The organism is Caldinitratiruptor microaerophilus, from assembly GCF_025999835.1.
Classification (GTDB): Bacteria; Bacillota; Sulfobacillia; order Symbiobacteriales; family ZC4RG38; genus Caldinitratiruptor; species Caldinitratiruptor microaerophilus.
Genome location: NZ_AP025628.1, coordinates 2,423,233 through 2,443,250, shown reverse-complemented (window position 1 = coordinate 2,443,250; position 20,018 = coordinate 2,423,233). Strand labels below are relative to the sequence as shown.

Below are 20,018 nucleotides of genomic sequence, written 5' to 3'. Positions count from 1 at the left end.
CAATCGGTGCCAGTCTACAGGTTCCGTTCCCTGCTGTTTCTTGCCTCTTTGAGGGTAATCGACCCAGACATGGCACACAATGGGACTCTCCGGCGCGTCTTCCGCTCCGGAAGGCAGGCACCCGCCCCGGCCGGGGTGCCCAGCGGGTGCCGGTTCTCCGCGGACGGGGCCCCGCGGGCACCGCCGCAGGGCGCCGCGGCCCGGAAGCACCGCAGCGCACGACGGAGCACGACCGTGAGAGCAGGACCGGGGGATTGCATATCTATACGGCGACAAGTATACTTATGCACATGATGGTTCCTCCAGGAGGCGCCTGCCGTGGCGAAGAAGAAGTGCGTACTGGCTTACTCCGGCGGACTGGACACCTCCGTGGCCATCCGCTGGCTGGCGGAGAACTACGACGTGGACGTGATCGCCCTCACCATCGACGTGGGCGAGCAGGAGAAGGACCTGGACTTCATCCGTGAGAAGGCCCTCCGCGTCGGGGCCGTGAAGGCGTACACCTACGACGCCAAGAAGGAGTTCGCCTACGACTACGTCCTGCCGACCCTCCAGGCGAACGCCGTCTACGAGGGAAAGTACTTCCTCAGCGCCTCCCTGTCCCGGCCGCTCATCACGAAGCACCTGGTGCGGGTGGCCGAGGAGGAGGGGGCGGAGTACATCGCCCACGGCTGCACGGGGAAGGGCAACGACCAGGTGCGCTTCGACGTGTCGGCCGCCGCCCTGAACCCCTCGCTCAAGGTCCTGGCGCCGGTCCGGGAGTGGGCGTGGAGCCGGGAGCAGGAGATCGACTACGCGCTGGAGCACGGGATCCCGATCCCGGTCGGCAAGGAGAACCCCTTCTCCATCGACGTGAACCTGTGGGGCCGGTCCTGCGAGGCCGGCGTCCTGGAGGACCCCTGGGTGGAGCCCCCCGAGGAGGCCTTCGCCTGGACCGTGTCGCCGCAGGCCGCGCCGGACGAGCCCGAATACGTGGAGATCGGCTTCGAGCAGGGCGTGCCGGTGTCCCTGAACGGCGAGGCGCTCGACCTCGTGACCCTGATCGAGCGCCTCAACAAGCTGGCCGGCGCCCACGGGGTGGGACGGATCGACCACGTGGAGAACCGGCTGGTCGGCATCAAGAGCCGCGAGGTCTACGAGATGCCCGCCGCCACCGTGCTCACCCTGGCGCACCGGGAACTCGAGACCATCACGCTCCCTCGGGAGCTGCACCACTTCAAGATGGGGTTGGAGCAGAAGTACGCCGAACTCGTCTACTTCGGCCTGTGGTTCCACCCGCTCAAGGAGGCCATCGACGCCTTCGTCCGGAAGAGCCAGGAGACCGTGACCGGCACGGTGCGGGTGAAGCTGTACAAGGGCACGGCCACGGCCGTGGGCCGGAAGTCTCCCGTCAGCCTGTACTCCTACGACCTCGCCACCTACGACAGCGCCGACAAGTTCGACCACAAGGCGGCCAAGGGGTTCATCGACATCTTCGGCCTGCCCACCAAGGTCTACGCGGCGGTGCAGAAGGAGGCCGCGGCGAAGAAGGTCGGGGTGTAGTGCCGCCTCCGTGGCACGCCAACGGCCTCACGCCGGCGCCCCGGCGGCACGAGCCGCCGGGGCGCCTCCATGTCTCTGCCCCTCCGCCGGACCCCCCGCTACCCGGGCTGGCGTCCGCTCACCCGGGGAGTCCTCGGGTCACGGGGGCACGGGTCTGGCCCTCCGCGGCGCGGGCGACCAGGGCGAGCCACGCCCCCTCGGCGAGGAGCCCGAGGATCATGCCGGCGGTGAGCAGGTAGAGCCCGGGGAGACGGGTGACCGCCACGCCGGTGTAGGACACCGCGCTCAGCACGAGGAGGTTGATGACGGCCCCGGCCGTGATGGCGGCGGTCCACTTCTGGCGGACGAGGATGCCCTGGAACCAGCTCTGCAGCACCAGGCCGGCGGGGTACGGCACGGCGAGGCCCAGGGCAGTCCCCACCAGCTGCAGCACCTCCCCGCGCAGGCCGATCACCCGGCTCAGGTACAGTTCGCCCAGCGGGCTCAGCCCGAGCAGGGCGATGGCCGCGCCGGCGGCCAGCGCCAGCCGCACGGCGACCCGGCGGACGACTGCCCGCGTCGGCCCCTCGGCGTAAGGGATGACGAGCTGCTGCAGCATCGACAGCGAGTCGACGAAGAGGAAGAGCGTGTTGGTGAGAACGGGCCAGCCGGCCAGGGACGCCTGCACGGCCACGCCCCGCGCCAGCGCGGCGGTGACCACCGGGCGGGCGAGGTAGACGACGACGCTCGTGCTCGCCAGCGGCCAGTAGAAGCGGAGCAGTTGCCCCCAGGTGAGGGAAGCGCTGCCCGCCGGAGTTCCTGCGGCTTCGGCCGGAACGGCCCGCACGGCCCGCCGGGCCACCCGGTGGGTGTAGGCGGCCTCGGCCACCACGCTCATGGACAGGGCGAACGCGCCCACCGCTGCGCTCGGGACCACGGCGGAACGTACGGCGACGGAGCCGGCGGCGACCACCGTGAGCAGCGTACCGAAGCGCACCACGGTCCCGATGCCCACCGGGGTTGTCCGGCCCTGCCGGATCATGATTCCCTGGAGAAAGCGGCGCCAGCCCACCGCCGGCGTGAACGGCAGCATGGCGATGAACGCGGCGCGGGCTTCCGAGGCCACCGGCGCCGGCAGGTGCAGGACCGACCGGAAGATCACGTCGTACAGGGGGGTGAAGGCCACCAGCGCGTGCAGGAGGGCCAGGGAGGCGCCGAGGGCGATGGTGAAGCCCCGCACCAGGCGGTAGGTCGCGCGGTCCCGCACGAGCGCGTTGGAGGCGTGCAGCAGCATGATGACCGGGCCCTCGATCACCAGGGCGACGTTGAACGCGCTCCCGAACGCCGCCAGGGCGATCACGGGGTCCGGCCACCGGCTCAGGCTCGCCCCGACGACGGTCTCGCCGAGGGCCATGAGGCCGTTGGAGAAGGCGAGCGGCAAGAAGAGGAGGAAGAGCTGGCGTGCGCTCATCGGGCCTCCCGGTGGTCGTGGGGCTGGAGACCGCCAGCTTGTGGAATTCGAGTCATCGGCATGCATCTCCTACCGGTGCCGGAAGGTCATCCGGCCGGGGAGGGCCGGCGGGGCTGCGCCCCGGGCGGACGGTGCAGGTCCCGCCGGGCGGACCGGCGGCGTGGCGGCCACCCCCGGGGGTGGCCGACCCCGCATTGTAGCACAGGTCTGCGGACGTCGCACGCCGGCCTTGCCGGGTTGCATAGTTATACACAACCACGTATACTTATGCGAGGACCGGCGTCCGGCGGGGTGAAGCCGGGCCTCCGGTCCGGCCGACTGGGGAAAGGACGGTCACCGGTGAAGAAGCTCTGGGGCGGCCGGTTCACGAAGGCCGCGGACAAGCTGGCTGAAGGATTCACGGCGTCCATCGGGTTCGACCGGCGCCTGTGGCACCAGGACATCCGGGGGAGCATCGCGCACGCCCGGATGCTGGGACGGCAGGGCATCCTCCGCGCGGAGGAGGTGGAGGCCATCGTCCGCGCGCTGGAGGAGATCGCCCGGGAGATCGAGGATGGCACCTTCCCGTTCCGGCAGGAATACGAGGACATCCACCTGAACATCGAGAAGCGGCTGATCGAGAAGATCGGTCCGGTGGGCGGCAAGCTCCACACGGCCCGGAGCCGCAACGACCAGGTCGTCACAGACGTGCACCTGTACGTGAAGGAGGAGGTCGCGGCCATCCGGGGCTTGATCCGCGACCTGCAGGCTGTTATCCTGGACAGGGCGTCCGGGGAGACCGGCACGATCATGCCGGGCTACACCCACCTGCAGCGGGCTCAGCCGGTGCTCCTGGCCCACCACCTCCTGGCCTACTTCTGGATGCTGGAGCGGGATGACGGCCGCTTCGCCGACTGCGCGCGGCGGGCGGACGTGAGCCCGCTCGGGGCGGGGGCCCTGGCCGGGACCACGTTCCCCATCGACCGGCACGTCACGGCGGCCGACCTGGGCTTCTCGGCGGTGTACGAGAACAGCATCGACGCCGTCAGCGACCGGGACTTCATCGTGGAGTTCCTCGCCGCGGCGGCCATCTGCCAGATGCACCTCAGCCGGCTCGGGGAGGAACTGGTCAACTGGTCGAGCGCCGAGTTCGGCTTCGTCGAGATGGACGACGCCTTCGCGACCGGCAGCTCGATCATGCCCCAGAAGAAGAACCCGGACGTCGCGGAGCTCCTGCGGGGCAAGGCCGGGAGGGTGTACGGCGACCTGGTGGCGCTCCTCACCGTGCTCAAGGGGCTGCCGCTCGCCTACCACACGGACCTGCAGGAGGACAAGGAGCGGCTCTTCGATGCCGCCGACACGCTGAAGGCCTCCCTGGCCGTCGCCGCCGGCATGCTGGCCACGCTCCGGTTCCGGCGGGACCGCATGCGCGAGGCGGTGCGCCGGGATTACTCGAACGCCACCGACCTGGCCGACTACCTGGCCCGCAAGGGCCTGCCCTTCCGGGAGGCGCACGAGGTCACCGGGCGGATCGTGCTGTACGCGATCGAGCGCGGCAAGTACCTCGGCGAACTGAGCCTCGAGGAGTACCGGCAGTTCAGCGATCGCATCGGCGAGGACCTGTACGCCGCCCTGACCCCCGAAGCGGTGGTGGAAGGGCGGGCCTCGTACGGCGGCACCGCGCCGGCCGAGGTCGCCCGCCAGCTGGAGAAGGCCCGGGCGATCCTGGCGGCGAAGAACAGCGGACAGACGCAAGGAGGATCGGACACCAAAACCGAAGACGACCGCCCCGTCCCCCGACGACGGTAAAAGCGTCCCGTGAGGCGCACCGGCGGTCGCCGCCCGGCTCGGGCGGCGGACAGGAGGGAACACACGTGAAGGGGTACCTTGTGCTGGCGGATGGGACCATCTTCCAGGGGGATGCCTTCGGCGCCCCCGGCCGGGCGACCGGGGAGGTGGTCTTCACCACGGGGATGACCGGCTACCAGGAGGAGATCACGGACCCCTCGTACTGGGGACAGATCGTGGTCAACACCTACCCCCTGGTGGGAAACACCGGCATCAACCCGGAGGACTTCGAATCGGGGCGGCCGCACCTGCGCGGGCTGGTCGTGCGGGAGCTGTGCACGGAGCCCAGCCACTGGCAGGCCACGGAGACCCTGGCGGGCTACCTCGAACGCCACGGCGTGGTGGGGCTCACCGGGGTCGATACGCGCGCGCTCACCCGCGTGCTGCGCATCCACGGCGCGATGGGCGGGGTGATCGTGACGGCTGCCGGCGGGGAGGTGCCGGGCGAGGCCGCCCAGGATCTCGACGCGCCGGGAGGGCTGGTGGCCCTCGCCGGCGAATGGCGGGTGGCCCTGCCGCCGGCCCTCCGCACGTGGCTCCTCGCCCTCGTCGGGGAGGCCCGCGACTTCCGCCTTACCGGTGCCGTGGCGGCGGTCACGCCCCAGGAACCGTACCGGGTGGGTCCCGGGGGAACCCGGGGGCCTGCCGGCCGGGCCGGGGGCCCCGGGGCGCCCCACGTGGTGATGGTGGACCTGGGCGCGAAGCAGAACATCGTCCGCAGCCTGGTCCAGCTGGGTTGCGAGGTGACGGTGGTGCCGGCGGACACCCCCGTCGGAGAGATCCTGGCCCTGGCGCCCGACGGGGTGCTCCTCTCGAACGGCCCCGGCGACCCGAAGGAGGCCCGGGCGGCCATCGAGACCGCCCGGGGGCTCCTGGAGGCCCGGGTCCCCACGATGGGCATCTGCCTGGGCCACCAGGTCCTGGGCCTGGCCCTCGGGGCAGACACCTACAAGATGAAGTTCGGCCACCGGGGCGTGAACCACCCCGTCCAGGAACTGGCCACGGGGCGGGTGTTCATCACGACCCAGAACCACGGCTACGCCATCGACGAGGCCTCGCTCCCTCCCGGCGTCACCGTCACGCACCGCAACGTCAGCGACGGCACCGTCGAGGGGATTGCCGCTGAGGGCCGCCCGGCCTTCTCGGTGCAGTACCACCCCGAGGCGTGCCCCGGGCCGGAGGAGTCCCGCTTCCTCTTCGATCGGTTCCTGGAGCTGATGCGCAGCCAGGACCGGGGCGACCGCCCCGCCGGGGGCGCCCGGCCGGCGAAGGGGGGTGAGCGCTGATGCCGAAGCGGAAGGATCTCCGGCGCGTGCTGGTGATCGGGTCGGGGCCCATCGTGATCGGCCAGGCCGCCGAGTTCGACTACTCCGGCACGCAGGCGTGCCAGGCCCTCCGGGAGGAAGGGCTGGAGGTCGTCCTGGTCAACTCGAACCCGGCCACCATCATGACCGACGCCCAGATCGCCGACCGGGTGTACCTCGAGCCCCTCACCGCCGAGTTCGTCGAGCGGATCATTGCCAAGGAGCGGCCCCAGGGGCTGGTGCCGACCCTGGGCGGCCAGGTGGGCCTCAACCTCGCCCGGGAGCTGGCCGAGTCGGGCGTGCTGGAGCGCTACGGCGTCGAACTCCTCGGCACCCCCCTCGAGGCGATCCGCCGGGCCGAGGACCGGGGCGAGTTCAAGGCCCTCATGCAGGCGATCGGCGAGCCGATCCCGGAGTCGACCATCGTGACCACGGCGGGCGCGGCGCTCACCTTCGCGGAGCGGGTCGGCTTCCCCCTCATCGTCCGCCCGGCCTACACCCTGGGCGGCACCGGCGGAGGCATCGCCCGCGACGCCGCCTCTCTGGTCGAGATCGTGAGCACCGGCCTGCGCCTGTCGCCCATCGGGCAGTGCCTGGTGGAGCGCAGCGTCGCGGGCTGGAAGGAGATCGAGTACGAGGTGATGCGCGACGGGGCCGGCAGCGTCATCACCGTCTGCAACATGGAGAACGTCGATCCGGTCGGCGTGCACACCGGCGACTCCGTGGTGGTCGCCCCGGCCCAGACGCTCACCGACCGGGAGCACCAGATGCTCCGCTCGGCGGCGCTGCGGATCATCAGCGCGCTCGGCATCCAGGGCGGGTGCAACATCCAGTTCGCCCTGAACCCCAAGAGCCGGGAGTACGTGGTGATCGAGGTGAACCCGCGGGTGAGCCGGTCCTCGGCGCTCGCCTCGAAGGCCACCGGCTACCCCATCGCCAAGGTGGCCGCCAAGATCGCCGCCGGACTGCGGCTCGACGAGATCCGCAACCCCGTCACCGGTACGACGTACGCCGCCTTCGAACCCGCCCTCGACTACGTGGTCGTCAAGATCCCCCGCTTCCCCTTCGACAAGTTCGCCACCGCTAGCCGGACGCTGGGCACGCAGATGAAGGCGACCGGCGAGGTCATGGCGATCGACCGCACCTTCCCCGCCGCCCTCCTCAAGGCGATCCGCTCGCTGGAGGTCGGGCGGGACGGGCTCGCCCACCCCCGCATGGCGGCGCTGGACGACGTCCACCTCGAGCGCCTCCTCGCGGTGCCGAACGACGAGCGCCTGTTCGCCGTCGCCGAGGCGCTCCGCCGGGGCTGGGGCGTCGACCGGGTGGCGGCCCTGAGCGACATCGACCGGTTCTTCGTCCAGGGGATCGGCCGGGTGGTGGCGATGGAGCAGGAGCTCGCCGCCGCCGGTCCGGAGGGCCTGACCCGGGAGCGGCTCCTGCGGGCGAAGCGGCTGGGCCTGAGCGACACGACCATCGGGCGGCTCGTGGGCATGGACCCGATGGCGGTGCGGCACCGGCGCCAGGCGCTGGGGGTGCGCCCGGTCTACAAGATGGTCGACACCTGCGCGGCGGAGTTCGAGGCCGCCACGCCGTACTACTACAGCACCTACGAGGGCGAGAACGAGGCCCGGCCGCGGCCCGGCCGCAAGGCGGTCGTCCTGGGGTCCGGCCCGATCCGCATCGGGCAGGGCATCGAGTTCGACTACAGCGCCGTGCACGCCGCCTGGGCCCTGCGGGAGGAGGGCGTGCAGTCGGTCATCGTCAACAACAACCCCGAGACGGTCTCGACCGACTTCAACACCTCCGACCGCCTCTACTTCGAGCCCCTCACCTTCGAGGACGTCATGAACGTGATCGAGGAGGAGGGAGGCGTGGCGGCCGGCGGCTCGGCCCTCGACATCGAGGGCGCAGTCTGCCAGTTCGGCGGCCAGACGGCGATCAACCTGTCCGGCCCGCTGGCCGCGGCCGGGGTCCCGGTCCTGGGCACGCCCGTCGAGGAGATGGACCGGGCGGAGGACCGGGAGAAGTTCGACCGGCTCCTGATCGAGCTCGGGATCCCCAAGCCCCCGGGCGGCACGGCGCTCACCGTGGACCAGGCGGCGGCGATCGCCGCCAGCATCGGCTACCCGGTGCTCGTGCGGCCCTCGTACGTCCTGGGCGGCCGGGCCATGGAGATCGTGCACGGCGAGGACGAGCTGCGGGAGTACATGCAGAGCGCCGTCGAGGTCTCGGAGTCCCGCCCCGTCCTGGTCGACAAGTACCTCCAGGGGAAGGAGGTCGAGGTCGACGCGGTCGCCGACGGGCACGAGGTGCTCATCGGGGGCATCATGGAGCACGTCGAGCGGGCCGGGGTGCACTCCGGCGACAGCATCGCCGTCTACCCGGCGCTCGGCCTCGGGCACCGGGCGCGACAGCAGGTGATCGACTACACGACCCGCCTGGCGCTGGCGCTCCGGGTGCGGGGGCTGGTGAACATCCAGTACGTCGTGTACGGCGGGGAGGTGTACGTGCTCGAGGTCAACCCGCGGGCGAGCCGGACAGTGCCCTTCCTGGCCAAGGCGGCCGGCCTGCCGCTGGCCCGGATCGCGGCCCGCATCATGGCGGGGCGCACTCTGGCCGAACTCGGCTACCGCGGCGGGCTGTGGCCCGAGCCCAGGCGCGTGGCGGTCAAGGCGCCGGTGTTCTCGTGGCAGAAGCTCACCACCGTCGACGTCGCCCTGTCGCCGGAGATGAAGTCGACGGGCGAGGTGATGGGCTCGGACCTCGACTTCCCGCGGGCGCTGTACAAGGCGCTGCTGGCCGCCGGCCTGCAGGTGCCGCGGCGGGGGACGGTCCTCTTCACGGTCGCCGACAAGGACAAGCCCGAGGCCATGGCCATCGCCGCCGACTTCGCCGCACTGGGCTTCCGCCTCCTCGCCACCGCCGGGACGGCGGCCGCCCTGGCGGCGTGCAAGATCCCCGTCGAGCGGGTGAACAAGGTCAGCGAGGGCGCGCCCAACATCCCGGACCTCATCCGCCAGGGGGCGGTCGACCTCGTGGTGAACACGCTGAGCCGGGGCCGGGAGGTCGACCGGGACGGCTTCCTCATCCGGCGGGCGGCGGTGGAAAGCGGCGTTCCCGTCCTCACCAGCCTGGACACCGCCCGGGCCGTGGTCCAGGTTCTCTCCGCCCTGCGGGAGGGCGACGAGATCACGGTCGAGGCCCTGCAGGACTGGACGGTGGCCCAGGTGGTCCCGCCGCTGCCCTACGGCGGGCGGGTCGGCGTGGTGTAGGCCGTCCGTCGGGCCCTTTTCCGCGGCGGGTCCACCTGGTATCCTGTCTGTGTCAAGATGTCAATCGTGAAGGGGCGGGAGGAACGCTCGGAGATGGCACTGGGCCGGGTAGCGGTCGTGGGCTTGGGCAACGTGGGTCGGTACGCGGTGGAGGCGCTCCGACAGGCGCCCGACCTCGAGCTGGCCGGCGTGGTGCGCCGCGCCGCGGCGGGGGCGGCTCCGGACCTCCCCGGGGTGAAGGTCGTGCAGGACCCTGCCGAGCTGGGGCCGGTGGACGTGGCGCTCCTCACCGTGCCCAGCCGCCAGGTGCCGGAGCACGCGCGCCACTATCTGGGCCTGGGCATCCGCACGGTGGACAGTTACGACATCCACGGGGAGATCCCGGCCCTGCGCCGGGAACTGGACCGCCTGGCCCGGGACCGCGGGACGGTGGCCGTCCTGGCGGCCGGCTGGGATCCGGGGACGGACTCCGTGATACGGGCGCTCTTCGAGGTGATGACCTCCCGCGGCATCACGTACACGAACTTCGGACCCGGCATGAGCATGGGACACACGGCCGCGGTCAAGGCGATCCCGGGGGTGCGCAAGGCCCTGTCGCTGACCCTGCCGGCGGGCCAGGGCCGGCACCGCCGCGCCGTGTACGTGGAGCTCGAGCCCGGGGCCGACTTCGACCGGGTCGAGTCGGCCATCCAGACCGACCCGTACTTCGTCCACGACGAGACCCGGGTGTACCGGGTCGAGAACGTGGACGACCTGACCGACATGGGGCACGGCGTGGTGGTGGAGCGCAAGGGAGTCTCGGCTGGGGCCCACAACCAGCTCCTGCGGTTCGAGATGCGGATCCACAACCCCGCGCTCACGGCCCAGGTGATGGTGGCCGCGGCCCGCGCCGCGCTGCGGCTGGACCCCGGAGCCTACACGCTCGTGGAGATTTCGCCGGTCGACCTCCTGCCCGGCGATCGCGACCGCTGGATCGCCCGGCTCGTGTGAGCCGGTCCGCGGGGTCCCGGCACGCGGGCGGCGTCCGATCGTTGCAAAAACATTTTGGCGGGCTTTTCCGGTTGCACGACCGCCAGGGCTGTGGTACAATCCAGGTTGCGATTCCGGGGAGCGCCACGGGGTGCCCGCCGGGCAGCGTTCCGGCATAGCTCAACGGTAGAGCATCCGGCTGTTAACCGGAGGGTTGCAGGTTCGAATCCTGCTGCCGGAGCCAGAACAAGAGGCCGGGCCGGCGGAACCGCCGGTCCGCCGTGGCCCGGTAGCTCAGCTGGTAGAGCAGCGGACTGAAAATCCGCGTGTCGGGAGTTCGACTCTCCCCTGGGCCACCAAGACACGGACCGCTAGCTCAATTGGTAGAGCATCCGACTCTTAATCGGACGGTTGTAGGTTCGAGTCCTACGCGGTCCACCAGGAAGCTTGGCCGGGCGTCGGGTCCGTGAGGAGCGGACCCGGCGGCTCGGTCCCCCGGTGGGCGTCCGCCGGTGTCTCGCTTCGGGCGGGTTTAGCTCAGTTGGTAGAGCGCCACCTTGCCAAGGTGGAGGTCGCGAGTTCGAGTCTCGTAACCCGCTCCAGCGCTTCGGGGCCGGCACCTTCCGGGTGCCGGCCCCGGGTCGAGGACCCGGGGCTGTAGCTCAGTTGGGAGAGCGCGTGAATGGCATTCACGAGGTCAGGGGTTCGACTCCCCTCAGCTCCACCAGACCGGTGAGGCCGGGGCAGCGGAAGCTGCCCCGGCCGGTTTCTTGACGCCGGAAGGCTCCCCGGGACGGCCGGGACGGCGGGGCCGCCGGCCTCGAAACCGGTGCGGTCGAGGCGGGACTTCCGTTTTTTTCCTGGCTTTTCGGCGAACCTTCGGGCCATTTGTATCGTCAGTATTACAAAAAGGCGATACACTGGACCGGGTCAGGCGGCGTACAGGTTTGAGGCGTCGGGCTGGGGGTGGGCAGATGCAGTCCCGGACCTTGCGAAACGCCCTGGCGGGACGCGGTGCACACGTGCAACCCGCCAGGGTGTTCGAGGGGCTCGACTGGCGGCTCGTGGGCCTGCGGCCTGGCGGCAGTCCGCACAGCATCTGGCAGATTCTCGGCCACATGATCTTCTGGCAGGATTTCTCCCTGGCGCAGCTGCGGGGGGAGGACCCCCCTGTACCCGAGCACGCGGAGGAATCCTGGCCGAAGGAGGAGGCGCCGCGGGACGAGGCGGAGTGGCGGCGGGCGGTCGAGCGCTTCATCGCCGGGCTCGACGAGGCCATGCGGCTGGCGAAGGGGGACCTCACCGCCGAGATCCACGCCCGCCCCGGCCGGACGCGGGCAGAGAGCTTGCAGATGATCGCTGCCCACAACAGCTACCACGCCGGCCAGGTCGTGCTCCTGCGACGCATGCTCGGGGCCTGGCCCCCGCCCGGTGGCGGGGACACGTGGTGAGAAGGACGCTGGCGACGTGCCACCGGCCGCCTCAGGCCGCGAAAAGGCTGCCGCCGACGTTCCACGCCGGCCATAGCGGTTCGCTCGGCCCGCCATCCGCTTCAACGCGCTGCCAGGCGCCCCAGGCCGGCCGCCGCCCGGGCCCGCCGGTTGGTATACTGGACCCAGGTCACCTCCCCGGAGCACTGCTGTAAGCCAAATTGCCGGAATTGCGAGGACAGGACGGGCCTCCACGGGACCCTACCGCTCGTGGAGGCCGGTTCCCGATCCCCAGCCGCAATCGTACCTCTGCTGCCCCTCGTCTCCAGCGTCGCAGCCCCCCGCTGCGGGAGGTGAGCCCGGTGACACCAGAGGAGCGGTTCGTGGCAAACGTCCCCCTCGCGTATGCAGTCGCGGCACGGTTCTTGTCCAGGGCACTCCCGATGCACCACGACGACATCCGCAACGAAGCGCTGGTCGGTCTGTGGAAGGCTTGCCGGACGTATGACTCCGGCCGCAACGTGCCGTTCTCGGCCTACGCGTGGCCAGTGATCACGAACGAGGTGCGCATGTTCATGCGGCGCTTGCGCCGCTGGCATCCCCCCGGCGTGATCATCTCGCTGGAGGAGGAGGTGCCGGAGACGGATCACCTCACCTACGCGGGCCTCATCGCCTACGAACCGGACCTGGCGGCCGGGGTCCAGTACGAGGACCTCGTTCGCCTCGTCCGCGAGGTGGGCGGACCCGTCGTCGAGGCCCGGCTCGTGTACGGCCGGTCGGCAGTGGAGCTCGCGAGGGAGGCAGGATGCCACGGCAGCCACATCTCGCGCAAGTACCAGGAGGGACTCCGCCGCATCCGGCGGGCGCTGAGCGCCTAGCTTGCCGGAGTGGCTGAGGACCCCCGCCGGCCAGGCCGGCGGGGGTCCCCGCGTGCGGCAGCCCGTCCGGTGGGTGGACTCCCCCGACTGAACGATCGTGCCGCTTCCTTCGGACCATACGGGTCTACCTCGCCGTGCGTTATTCAGTAAAGTGAGCCCGGGCGGCGCTCGCCGGGAGAAGGAGGGAAGCCGGATCGTGTCGAGCGGTTTCTGGGACGCCAACATGCCGGCCGTCAACTTCGCCTACGCGCTGGCCTTCTTCACCCTGGGCGTGGGCATTGCCCTGCAGGGGCGACTCTGGCAGACCCGGTTCACCCTGGCGCGGTCCCTGCCCGCGCTGGCGGCGTTCGCCATCGTGCACGCAGCGGCCGACTGGGGCGCGGTCTTCATTCCCCTGTACTACGGTTCCGCGGCGGAGCGGTTGGTCCCCCTGCTGGTCGGACTCAAGACCGTCGCCACCGCACTCTCGTTCGGCTTCCTTCTCCGCTTCGGCATCCTGCTCGTGTCCGGCGAACACCCGCCCGAGCGCCGGACCACGGGGGTGCCCGTCGCCGTCGTCGCCGTGTGGATCGTGTTCTTCCTCGCCTACCCGCTCATCCGTCCCGGGGTGGAGCTGCACAGCTGGTTCGCCGCAGCGGAGGTCTGGTCACGGTATCTCCTCGGTTTCCCTGCGGCGGCGCTGGCTGCGGTCGGGCTCTCCAGGCAGGGAGGGGAGATCGGCCGGCTGGACCGCGGACGGTGGCTACCATATCTGCGCGGCGCGAGCCTCTCCTTCGCCGCCTACGCCCTTGCGGGGGGACTTGTGGTCCCCCGCCAGGCTTTCTTCCCTGCGTCCGTCATGAACGAGGAGTCGTTTCTCGCCGTGTTCGGGTTCCCGGTGAAACTCGTGCGCGGGGCGGCGGGCCTGGGTGTCGCCTTCTGCATGCTACGGCTTCTGGAGATCTTCCGGTGGGAAGTGGAAGCGCGACTCCGTCGGGCCGAGGAGGAGCGGGCCGTCCTGTGCGAGCGCACGCGGATCGCCCGGGAGCTTCACGACGGGATCATGCAGACGCTGTACGGGGCGGGTCTCGCCCTCCGGCAGGTCGGGGTGGTGCTCGACGACCTCGGCGGCGGCCCGGCGGGGCCGGACGATGCCAGGAGGGATGAGAGCCTGGCCGGCGCGCGGACCTTGGTGCGCGAGGCTGCCGACGCGTTGTCGGCAGCCGTGACAGAACTGCGCGGCTACGTACAAGGCCTGCGGACCGGGGTGACGAGCCTGACCTGGAACGAGCTGGCCGCCGAGATCGGCGCCCTGGTCCGGCAGGTATCCTGCCTGACGGGACTGGTGGTCGACCTCGAGTTCGACGGGCTCGAGCCCGCCAGTTCCGGCTCCGGCGCTACAGAGCCGCCCGTGCCCCGCGCACTGCGGGACGACGTGATCGCCCTGCTGCGGGAAGCGCTGTCGAACGTGGTCCGGCACTCGGGCTCCCGGCGGGCGCGGGTGGTGGTCGCCCGGTCGGAGGCCACGCTCCTGGTGCGCGTGTCCGACGACGGCCGGGGGTTCGTGGCCGGAAGCGCCAGTCAGGGTCAGGGCCTGGACAACATGCGCCAGCGAGTGGAGGCGCGCGGCGGGGTGTGGCAGGTTCACTCCGCGCCCGGTGAGGGCGCGCAGGTGGTCGCCTACCTGCCGCTGGGCGAATTCGAAGCCGGGGACCTGGGGGGCATGCGCCGTGGCACCGAACTCCACACCGCTGCCGGCTGAAACCTCCTCGCCTGCCGCCCAGCAGGTCAGGGTCATCGTGGTCGACGACCACGGGGTCGTCCGCTTGGGCCTGCGCGCGCTGCTGGCCCGGGAGCCGGACATCGAGGTGGTGGGAGAGGCCGCCACCGGTGAGGAGGCCCTTGCCGTGGCGCAGCGATCGCAGCCCCACGTGGTGCTTCTCGACCTGCGCCTTCCCGACCGCGACGGGGTCTCCGTTTGCCGGGAGTTGCACCGGCGGTTTCCCGAGGTACGGGTGGTCATCCTGACGTCGTTCGCCGATCGGCACGCACTGGTCGAAACCGTCACGGCGGGCGCGCGGGGATACATCCTGAAGGACCTGGACAACGGCGCTCTCCTTGCCGCCATTCGCACCGTGGCCCGCGGCGGCATGGCTCTGGACCCGTCACTCGGGCCGATGCTGGCCGAGGCCATGCAGGGGGCTCGGGGCGCGGGGGCCGCGCCGGCGCGCGGATCGGCGGAGCCGCCCGCGATGGGCCCGGACCCGTCCCGGCTGACTGCCCAGGAGCGCCGGATCCTCGAGTGCGTCGCTCGGGGGATGACCAACCGGGAGATCGGGCGCACCCTCTTCCTGAGCGAGAAGACGGTCCGCAACTACCTCAGCGAGATACTGGGCCGGTACGGTTTCCGCAACCGCGCCGAGGCAGCCGCGTACGCGGTGCGGGCGGGCATCGCCGGCCCCGGGCTGCGTCCGGGAAGGTGACAGATGTCCCACGGTTCTCGGGGACGTCCGACACTGGGCCGGGGGTGTTGCCGGCTGGAGAATGGGGACAGAGGGAACGGTAGCGGCGCCGCGACCGACCCCTGCCGTCCAACCTGGCGGTCCGAGGGGGAGTGAGGTCATGGAACTGTCCGTTCGGGAGACCTGGACGGTTCTTCACGGTCTGATCCTGGGCACGCTGTTCCTCCTGGCCTTCGGCGGTGGACTGGCCGGCCTGTGGAGCCTGCGGCCGGAGCTGGTGACGCCGGAGGGCATCCGCGAGCGCATGGGCCGGCTCGTGGCCGGCACCTGGATCATGGCCGTGACCGCCTGGCTCACGGTCTTCTCCGGCACCTTCATCGTGTACCCGTGGTACCGCGCCAAGACGCCCGACAGCCCCCGTTCCCTGCTTCTGGCCAACGAGAGCACCAAGCTCTGGCACGAGTTCGGGATGGAGTGGAAGGAGCACGTCGCCTGGATTGCTCCGATCCTGGCCACGGCGGTTGCGTACGTCATCTGGTACTACGGCCGCCGGCTGGCCCACGAGGACCGGGTCCGCAAGGTCGCGATGGTGCTCTACTCGCTCGCTTTCGTCGCAGCTGGGGTCGCCGGCGTCTTCGGGGCCTTCCTGAACAAGATGGCCCCCACCCGGTGACGGCGATCCCGCCGGAAGGAGGATCACGATGGGCATCAGCCGTAACCCAACCGATGGTCCGGAGACGGCCTCCCGGCCCAACGGGCCGGCGGCGGCAGCCCTGGTGGCGGCGGGAATCGGATCGTTCGCTCTCGGGTTGTTCACGACGCTGACGGAGATCAGTGCCGGGTTCAAGGCCTTCCTGACCTGGTCGGACCCGGTGGGGCCGCTCTCCGGAAAGGCTCTCGGGGCGGTGATCGTCTGGCTCGTGGCCTGGGCGGTGGCCGCCAACCGCTGGCGCGGCGTGGACATCGACTTCCACAAGGCGTGGCGGTGGACCCTGATCCTTGTCGCCCTGGGGTTCCTGTTGACGTTCCCGCCGGTCTTCCTGGCTTTCGAGCAGTAGTGTCGCGGGCAAGGCGATCTGCCGGCCCCCCGGTCCGACCGGGGGGTCGTTCGTCTGCCGGTCCCCGCGCCGCGGGGCCTAACGGCGCGGTCCGGGCCGGGCGGCCCGTCCGCCGGGATCGTAGAGTTCCGGGTGCAGCACCGGGGCGAGCGCGCAGGCGATCGCCGGCTGCCACATCGCGTCGCGGGTCAGGAGCCCGTCGGTGAGGATCCCGACCGCCCCGAGGGTCTGCCGGCTCTTCGGGATGCCGCTCACCTCGTCCATGACGGCCCCGAGCTCCTCGCCGGCCAGGACGCGGCGGACGACCAGGGGCGGCAGCGGGAACCGCACCCCCCAGGCGACGTGCACGGCCCCATCCGGCGTGGCGATGGCGCAGCAGTTGAGGAGGTGGCCCTCCCGGTCGATGCCCCCCTCGAGGCCGACGCCGAGGAAAGCCCCCGGAACCGCCGCCAGGGCGAGCCGGGCGCGCTGCCGGGCGCCGGCCGCCGTCTCGTCCTCACCGACGGGTTGCGCCGGGACCCCGCTCGGGACCTCGACCGGGACGACCTCCGCCTGGGGGAACGCCCGTTCGAGCACCGCCCGGGTCGCCGCCACCTTGGCCGGGTTCGTGGAGCCCACCGCGATCCGCAGCTTCAAGCACGTCCCCCCTCTCCGACCGGGCGCCGGCGCGTCCGGCCGGTTTCATTGTGGGGCAGATCCGGCCTCGGGGACAGGTCGTGGGACGGGGAACGCAAACGTCCCACCGCGCTTGACAACACCTGCCAGTTCCTGTATTCTAATACCAGAAAAACAGCAGATTCTCTGCCAATCCGCTTTGCACCAGACAACGCCGATCAGGCGCGTGGGGGGAGAGCCGGGTGAAGCGGGAGCGGGCGCGGACGCCGCGAGGGCCCGCCGCCCTGGTGGCGGACGTTCATTACCAGGATGCGGGCGCGTCCGAGCTTCTCGGGCGGGCGCTCTACGAGGCGTATCTCGCGGAACGGGCGGGGCCGTCCGTTCCCGTGTTCCTCCTCGTCGGGGCGAACAGCTCGACGGGTGACGCCGTGGGACCCTTCGTCGGGTGGTTCCTCCGCCGCAAGGGCTTTGGCGGCCCCTGGCTGGGAGACCTCAGCGACCCGGTTCACGCCGCGAACATCGGCGAGCGGGTGAAGGAGGTGTGGGAGCGCGCGGCCCCCTACGGCCGGGAACCGTTTCTCGTCGCCGTCGACGCGGCGGTCGGGCGGGCCGGGCAGGTCACCGTGAACCGGGGGCCGCTCCGGCCCGGCGCCGGGATGGGCAAGGCGCTACCCCCGGTCGGCCACGTGCACGTCATGGCGGGCGTCGCCACGGTCCCCTTCGGGATCTGGTTCGCCGAACTGGATCGCACCGTGGGGATGGCCGAGGTGATCGCCGACGCGGCGATCGTCTTCTGGTCGCTCTACCGCGGCTCGGACGACCTCCAGCCGGCGGCCGGCCAGCCAGGCCCGGTACGAGACGAGCCTGCGCTGGGCAGGCGACCGGCGGTGTGCCCGCTCGCCGCTCCGGCGATGGCTCGCTCGACCTTGCCGGGCTGGGGCCGCCTCCGGTCGGGGGTAGGGTACGCCCCCCGTCCATACGGTTTCTGAGGTGGGTTCGCCGTCCCCTCCTTGCCTACACAGCCACACGTGAAACGTGTACGATAGGGACGTGCTGGAGAACGCGGCAAGTTCGAGGGCGGAAGGCGAGGCGGCACCGGTGGGCCACGACCTCTGGGAGGACATCGCTGAGGTCCTGATTCCGGAAGACCAGCTGCAGAAGCGGATCCAAGAGCTCGGGGAGACGATCACGGAGGACTACCGCGGCCGCGACCTCGTGGTGGTGGGCATTCTGAAGGGGGCGGCCCTGTTCACGGCGGACCTGTTCCGATGGATCCGTGTCCCTGCCTCTCTGGACTTCATGCGCATCGTCAGTTACGCAGGCACCCGGACCACGGGCGTGCACCGGGTCCTGCTCGACCTCGAGTACGAGCTTGACGGCCGGGACGTGCTGGTGGTGGAGGACATCGTCGACACGGGGCTCACGCTCCGCTTCCTGCGGGATTACCTCCTCCCGCGCAACCCGGCGAGCCTCCGGGTGGCCGCGCTCCTGGACAAGCCGTCCCGGCGCCAGGTGGACGTGCCGATCGACTACCGGGGGTTCGAGATCCCCGACCGGTTCGTGGTGGGGATGGGGCTCGACTTCAACGAGAAGTACCGGAACCTGCGGGCAATCTGCGTGCTGCGGCCGGAAGTGTACGCGGCGGCCGGCCAGGAGTAGGGGTGGCAGGGCGTGTCTTCGGAACTCACCGTCGTCGTGGACTTCGGTGCCCAGTACAACCAGTTGATCGCCCGCCGCATCCGCGAGAGCCGGGTGTACTGCGAGATCTGGCCGCCCACTACGCCGGTGGAGCAGTACCGGGCGCGAAACGTCCGGGCGATCGTCCTGTCGGGCGGTCCGGCCAGCGTGTACGCCGAGAGCGCCCCGCGCATCGACCCGGCGGTGTTCGAACTGGGCATCCCGGTGCTGGGCATCTGTTACGGCATGCAGCTCATGGCGTACGAACTCGGGGGCGACGTGCGCCGCGCCGAGCGCGGCGAGTACGGCAAGGCCATGCTGTCGGTGGAGGTGCCGGACTCCCCGCTCCTGCGCGGGCTCGACCCGGTCACCCAGGTGTGGATGAGCCACGGGGACTCGGTCATCAGCCCGCCCCCCGGTTTCCAGGTCCTGGCACGAACCGACGCCACCCCGACGGCGGTGATCGGCGACCCCGCCCGGCGCCTGTACGGCGTGCAGTTCCACCCGGAGGTCGTGCACACGGTCCAGGGCAAGCAGGTGCTGGAGAACTTCCTGTTCCGGGTGTGCGGCCTGCGCGGGGACTGGACCGTGGACAGCGTGATCGACTCGGCGGTCGCCGCCGTGCGCCGGCAGGTGGGAGAAACGGGCCGCGCCCTCGTGGCCCTGTCCGGCGGGGTGGACAGCTCGGTGGCGGCCGTGCTGGTGCACCGGGCCATCGGCGACCGTCTCACGGCGATCTTCGTCGACCACGGGCTCCTGCGTGCGGGTGAGGCCGAGCAGGTCACCCGCACCTTCCGCGACCACTTCCACATCCCGCTCGTGCACGTGGACGCTGCCGACCGGTTCCTCGCCCGGCTGCGGGGAGTCACCGACCCGGAGGAGAAGCGCCGCATCGTCGGCCGGGAGTTCATCCGGGTCTTCGAGGAGGAAGCGCGCCGCCTCGGCGAGGTCGGCTTCCTGGTGCAGGGAACGATCTATCCGGACGTGGTCGAGTCCGGCGCGTCCGGCGGGGGGGCCGTGATCAAGACCCACCACAACGTCGGCGGCATCCCGGAGGACCTGGGCCTGGAGCTGGTCGAGCCGCTGCGCCTGCTGTTCAAGGACGAGGTGCGCGAGGTCGGCCGGGCGCTGGGCCTTCCGGACGAGCTGGTGGGGCGGCACCCGTTCCCGGGCCCGGGGCTGGCCATCCGGGTCCTGGGTGAGGTGACCCCGGAGCGCCTCGCCATCCTGCGCCAGGCCGACGCGATCTTTCTGGAGGAGATCCGCCGTGCCGGTCTCTACGACCGGATCTGGCAGGCCTTCGCGGTGCTTCCGGACGTCCGCAGCGTCGGAGTGATGGGGGACGGGCGCACCTACGCGTACCCGATCGTCCTGCGGGCGGTGACCAGCGAGGACGGGATGACGGCGGACTTCTTCCGTTTCCCGTACGAGGTCCTGGAGCGGATCATGAGCCGGATCGTGGGCGAGGTGCCGCACGTGAACCGGGTGGTGTACGACATCACGACGAAGCCGCCGGGTACCATCGAGTGGGAGTGACCGTTCCCGGACGGCAGGA

Annotated in this window: 16 protein-coding genes and 5 tRNA genes; 19 read left to right on the top strand and 2 right to left on the bottom strand. The window is 71.0% G+C overall.

Translation table 11 applies throughout. From position 1 onward, the window contains the following. Positions 1–318 precede the first annotated feature (318 nt). Positions 319–1,542: an argininosuccinate synthase gene (locus caldi_RS11865; protein ID WP_264841965.1), complete on the top strand. Its 1,224-nt coding sequence runs from the start codon at positions 319–321 to the stop codon at positions 1,540–1,542. 118 nt (positions 1,543–1,660) lie between these two features. Here caldi_RS11865 and caldi_RS11860 read toward each other — a convergent pair whose 3' ends face one another. Beyond that, positions 1,661–2,992, bottom strand: coding sequence for a hypothetical protein (locus caldi_RS11860; protein ID WP_264841964.1), 1,332 nt, complete (start codon positions 2,990–2,992; stop codon positions 1,661–1,663). 339 nt (positions 2,993–3,331) lie between these two features. On the opposite strand from caldi_RS11860, the gene argH reads away from it, so the two are divergent. The 15 genes from argH to caldi_RS11785 all read left to right on the top strand — a co-directional run bounded on the left by argH (position 3,332) and on the right by caldi_RS11785 (position 16,171). After that, positions 3,332–4,780: an argininosuccinate lyase gene (gene argH / locus caldi_RS11855; protein ID WP_264841963.1), complete on the top strand. Its 1,449-nt coding sequence runs from the start codon at positions 3,332–3,334 to the stop codon at positions 4,778–4,780. Between the two features lie 65 nt (positions 4,781–4,845). Continuing rightward, a complete protein-coding gene (gene carA, locus caldi_RS11850; RefSeq protein ID WP_264841962.1) occupies positions 4,846–6,105 on the top strand; it encodes a glutamine-hydrolyzing carbamoyl-phosphate synthase small subunit in 1,260 nt (419 codons plus the stop codon). Beyond that, a complete protein-coding gene (gene carB, locus caldi_RS11845) occupies positions 6,105–9,395 on the top strand; it encodes a carbamoyl-phosphate synthase large subunit (RefSeq protein WP_264841961.1) in 3,291 nt (1,096 codons plus the stop codon). Before carA ends, carB begins: the two co-directional genes overlap by 1 nt. 93 nt (positions 9,396–9,488) lie before the next feature. Beyond that, positions 9,489–10,385, top strand: a complete 897-nt coding sequence (locus caldi_RS11840; protein ID WP_264841960.1) for a diaminopimelate dehydrogenase — start codon at positions 9,489–9,491, stop codon at positions 10,383–10,385. Positions 10,386–10,533: 148 nt separating this feature from the next. After that, positions 10,534–10,608, top strand: a tRNA-Asn gene (locus tag caldi_RS11835). A 39-nt stretch (positions 10,609–10,647) separates the two neighbouring features. Beyond that, a tRNA-Phe gene (locus caldi_RS11830) sits at positions 10,648–10,723 on the top strand. Between the two features lie 6 nt (positions 10,724–10,729). Then, positions 10,730–10,805: transfer RNA gene (locus caldi_RS11825), tRNA-Lys, on the top strand. 85 nt (positions 10,806–10,890) lie between these two features. Then, positions 10,891–10,966, top strand: a tRNA-Gly gene (locus caldi_RS11820). Positions 10,967–11,015: 49 nt separating this feature from the next. Continuing rightward, positions 11,016–11,091, top strand: a tRNA-Ala gene (locus caldi_RS11815). A 295-nt stretch (positions 11,092–11,386) separates the two neighbouring features. Further along, the gene (locus tag caldi_RS11810; protein WP_264841959.1) at positions 11,387–11,815 is read left to right on the top strand and encodes a DinB family protein; all 429 of its coding nucleotides are present in this window, start codon (positions 11,387–11,389) and stop codon (positions 11,813–11,815) included. Between the two features lie 341 nt (positions 11,816–12,156). Then, positions 12,157–12,672, top strand: coding sequence for a sigma-70 family RNA polymerase sigma factor (locus caldi_RS11805; RefSeq protein ID WP_264841958.1), 516 nt, complete (start codon positions 12,157–12,159; stop codon positions 12,670–12,672). A gap of 196 nt (positions 12,673–12,868) precedes the next feature. Further along, positions 12,869–14,413: a sensor histidine kinase gene (locus caldi_RS11800; RefSeq protein WP_264841957.1), complete on the top strand. Its 1,545-nt coding sequence runs from the start codon at positions 12,869–12,871 to the stop codon at positions 14,411–14,413. Next, positions 14,382–15,134, top strand: a complete 753-nt coding sequence (locus caldi_RS11795; protein WP_264841956.1) for a response regulator — start codon at positions 14,382–14,384, stop codon at positions 15,132–15,134. Before caldi_RS11800 ends, caldi_RS11795 begins: the two co-directional genes overlap by 32 nt. 139 nt (positions 15,135–15,273) lie before the next feature. Then, positions 15,274–15,786: a hypothetical protein gene (locus caldi_RS11790; protein ID WP_264841955.1), complete on the top strand. Its 513-nt coding sequence runs from the start codon at positions 15,274–15,276 to the stop codon at positions 15,784–15,786. A gap of 28 nt (positions 15,787–15,814) precedes the next feature. After that, positions 15,815–16,171 (top strand): hypothetical protein, encoded by a 357-nt coding sequence (locus tag caldi_RS11785; RefSeq protein WP_264841954.1) that lies wholly within the window; start codon positions 15,815–15,817, stop codon positions 16,169–16,171. 78 nt (positions 16,172–16,249) lie between these two features. Here the strand turns inward: caldi_RS11785 and yjjX are convergent, their stop codons facing one another. Further along, on the bottom strand, positions 16,250–16,807 hold the full coding sequence (gene yjjX / locus caldi_RS11780) for an inosine/xanthosine triphosphatase (protein ID WP_264841953.1): 558 nt from the start codon (positions 16,805–16,807) through the stop codon (positions 16,250–16,252). Positions 16,808–17,028: 221 nt separating this feature from the next. Here yjjX and caldi_RS11775 point away from each other — a divergent pair, with 221 nt between their 5' ends. The 3 genes from caldi_RS11775 (at position 17,029) to guaA (ending at position 19,999) form a co-directional block, all read left to right on the top strand. After that, entirely contained in the window at positions 17,029–17,775 is a 747-nt protein-coding gene (locus caldi_RS11775; protein WP_264841952.1) for a DUF1256 domain-containing protein, read from the top strand. Between the two features lie 109 nt (positions 17,776–17,884). Further along, a complete protein-coding gene (hpt, locus tag caldi_RS11770; protein WP_264841951.1) occupies positions 17,885–18,445 on the top strand; it encodes a hypoxanthine phosphoribosyltransferase in 561 nt (186 codons plus the stop codon). A 12-nt stretch (positions 18,446–18,457) separates the two neighbouring features. After that, entirely contained in the window at positions 18,458–19,999 is a 1,542-nt protein-coding gene (gene guaA, locus caldi_RS11765) for a glutamine-hydrolyzing GMP synthase (RefSeq protein WP_264841950.1), read from the top strand. Positions 20,000–20,018: the final 19 nt, after the last annotated feature.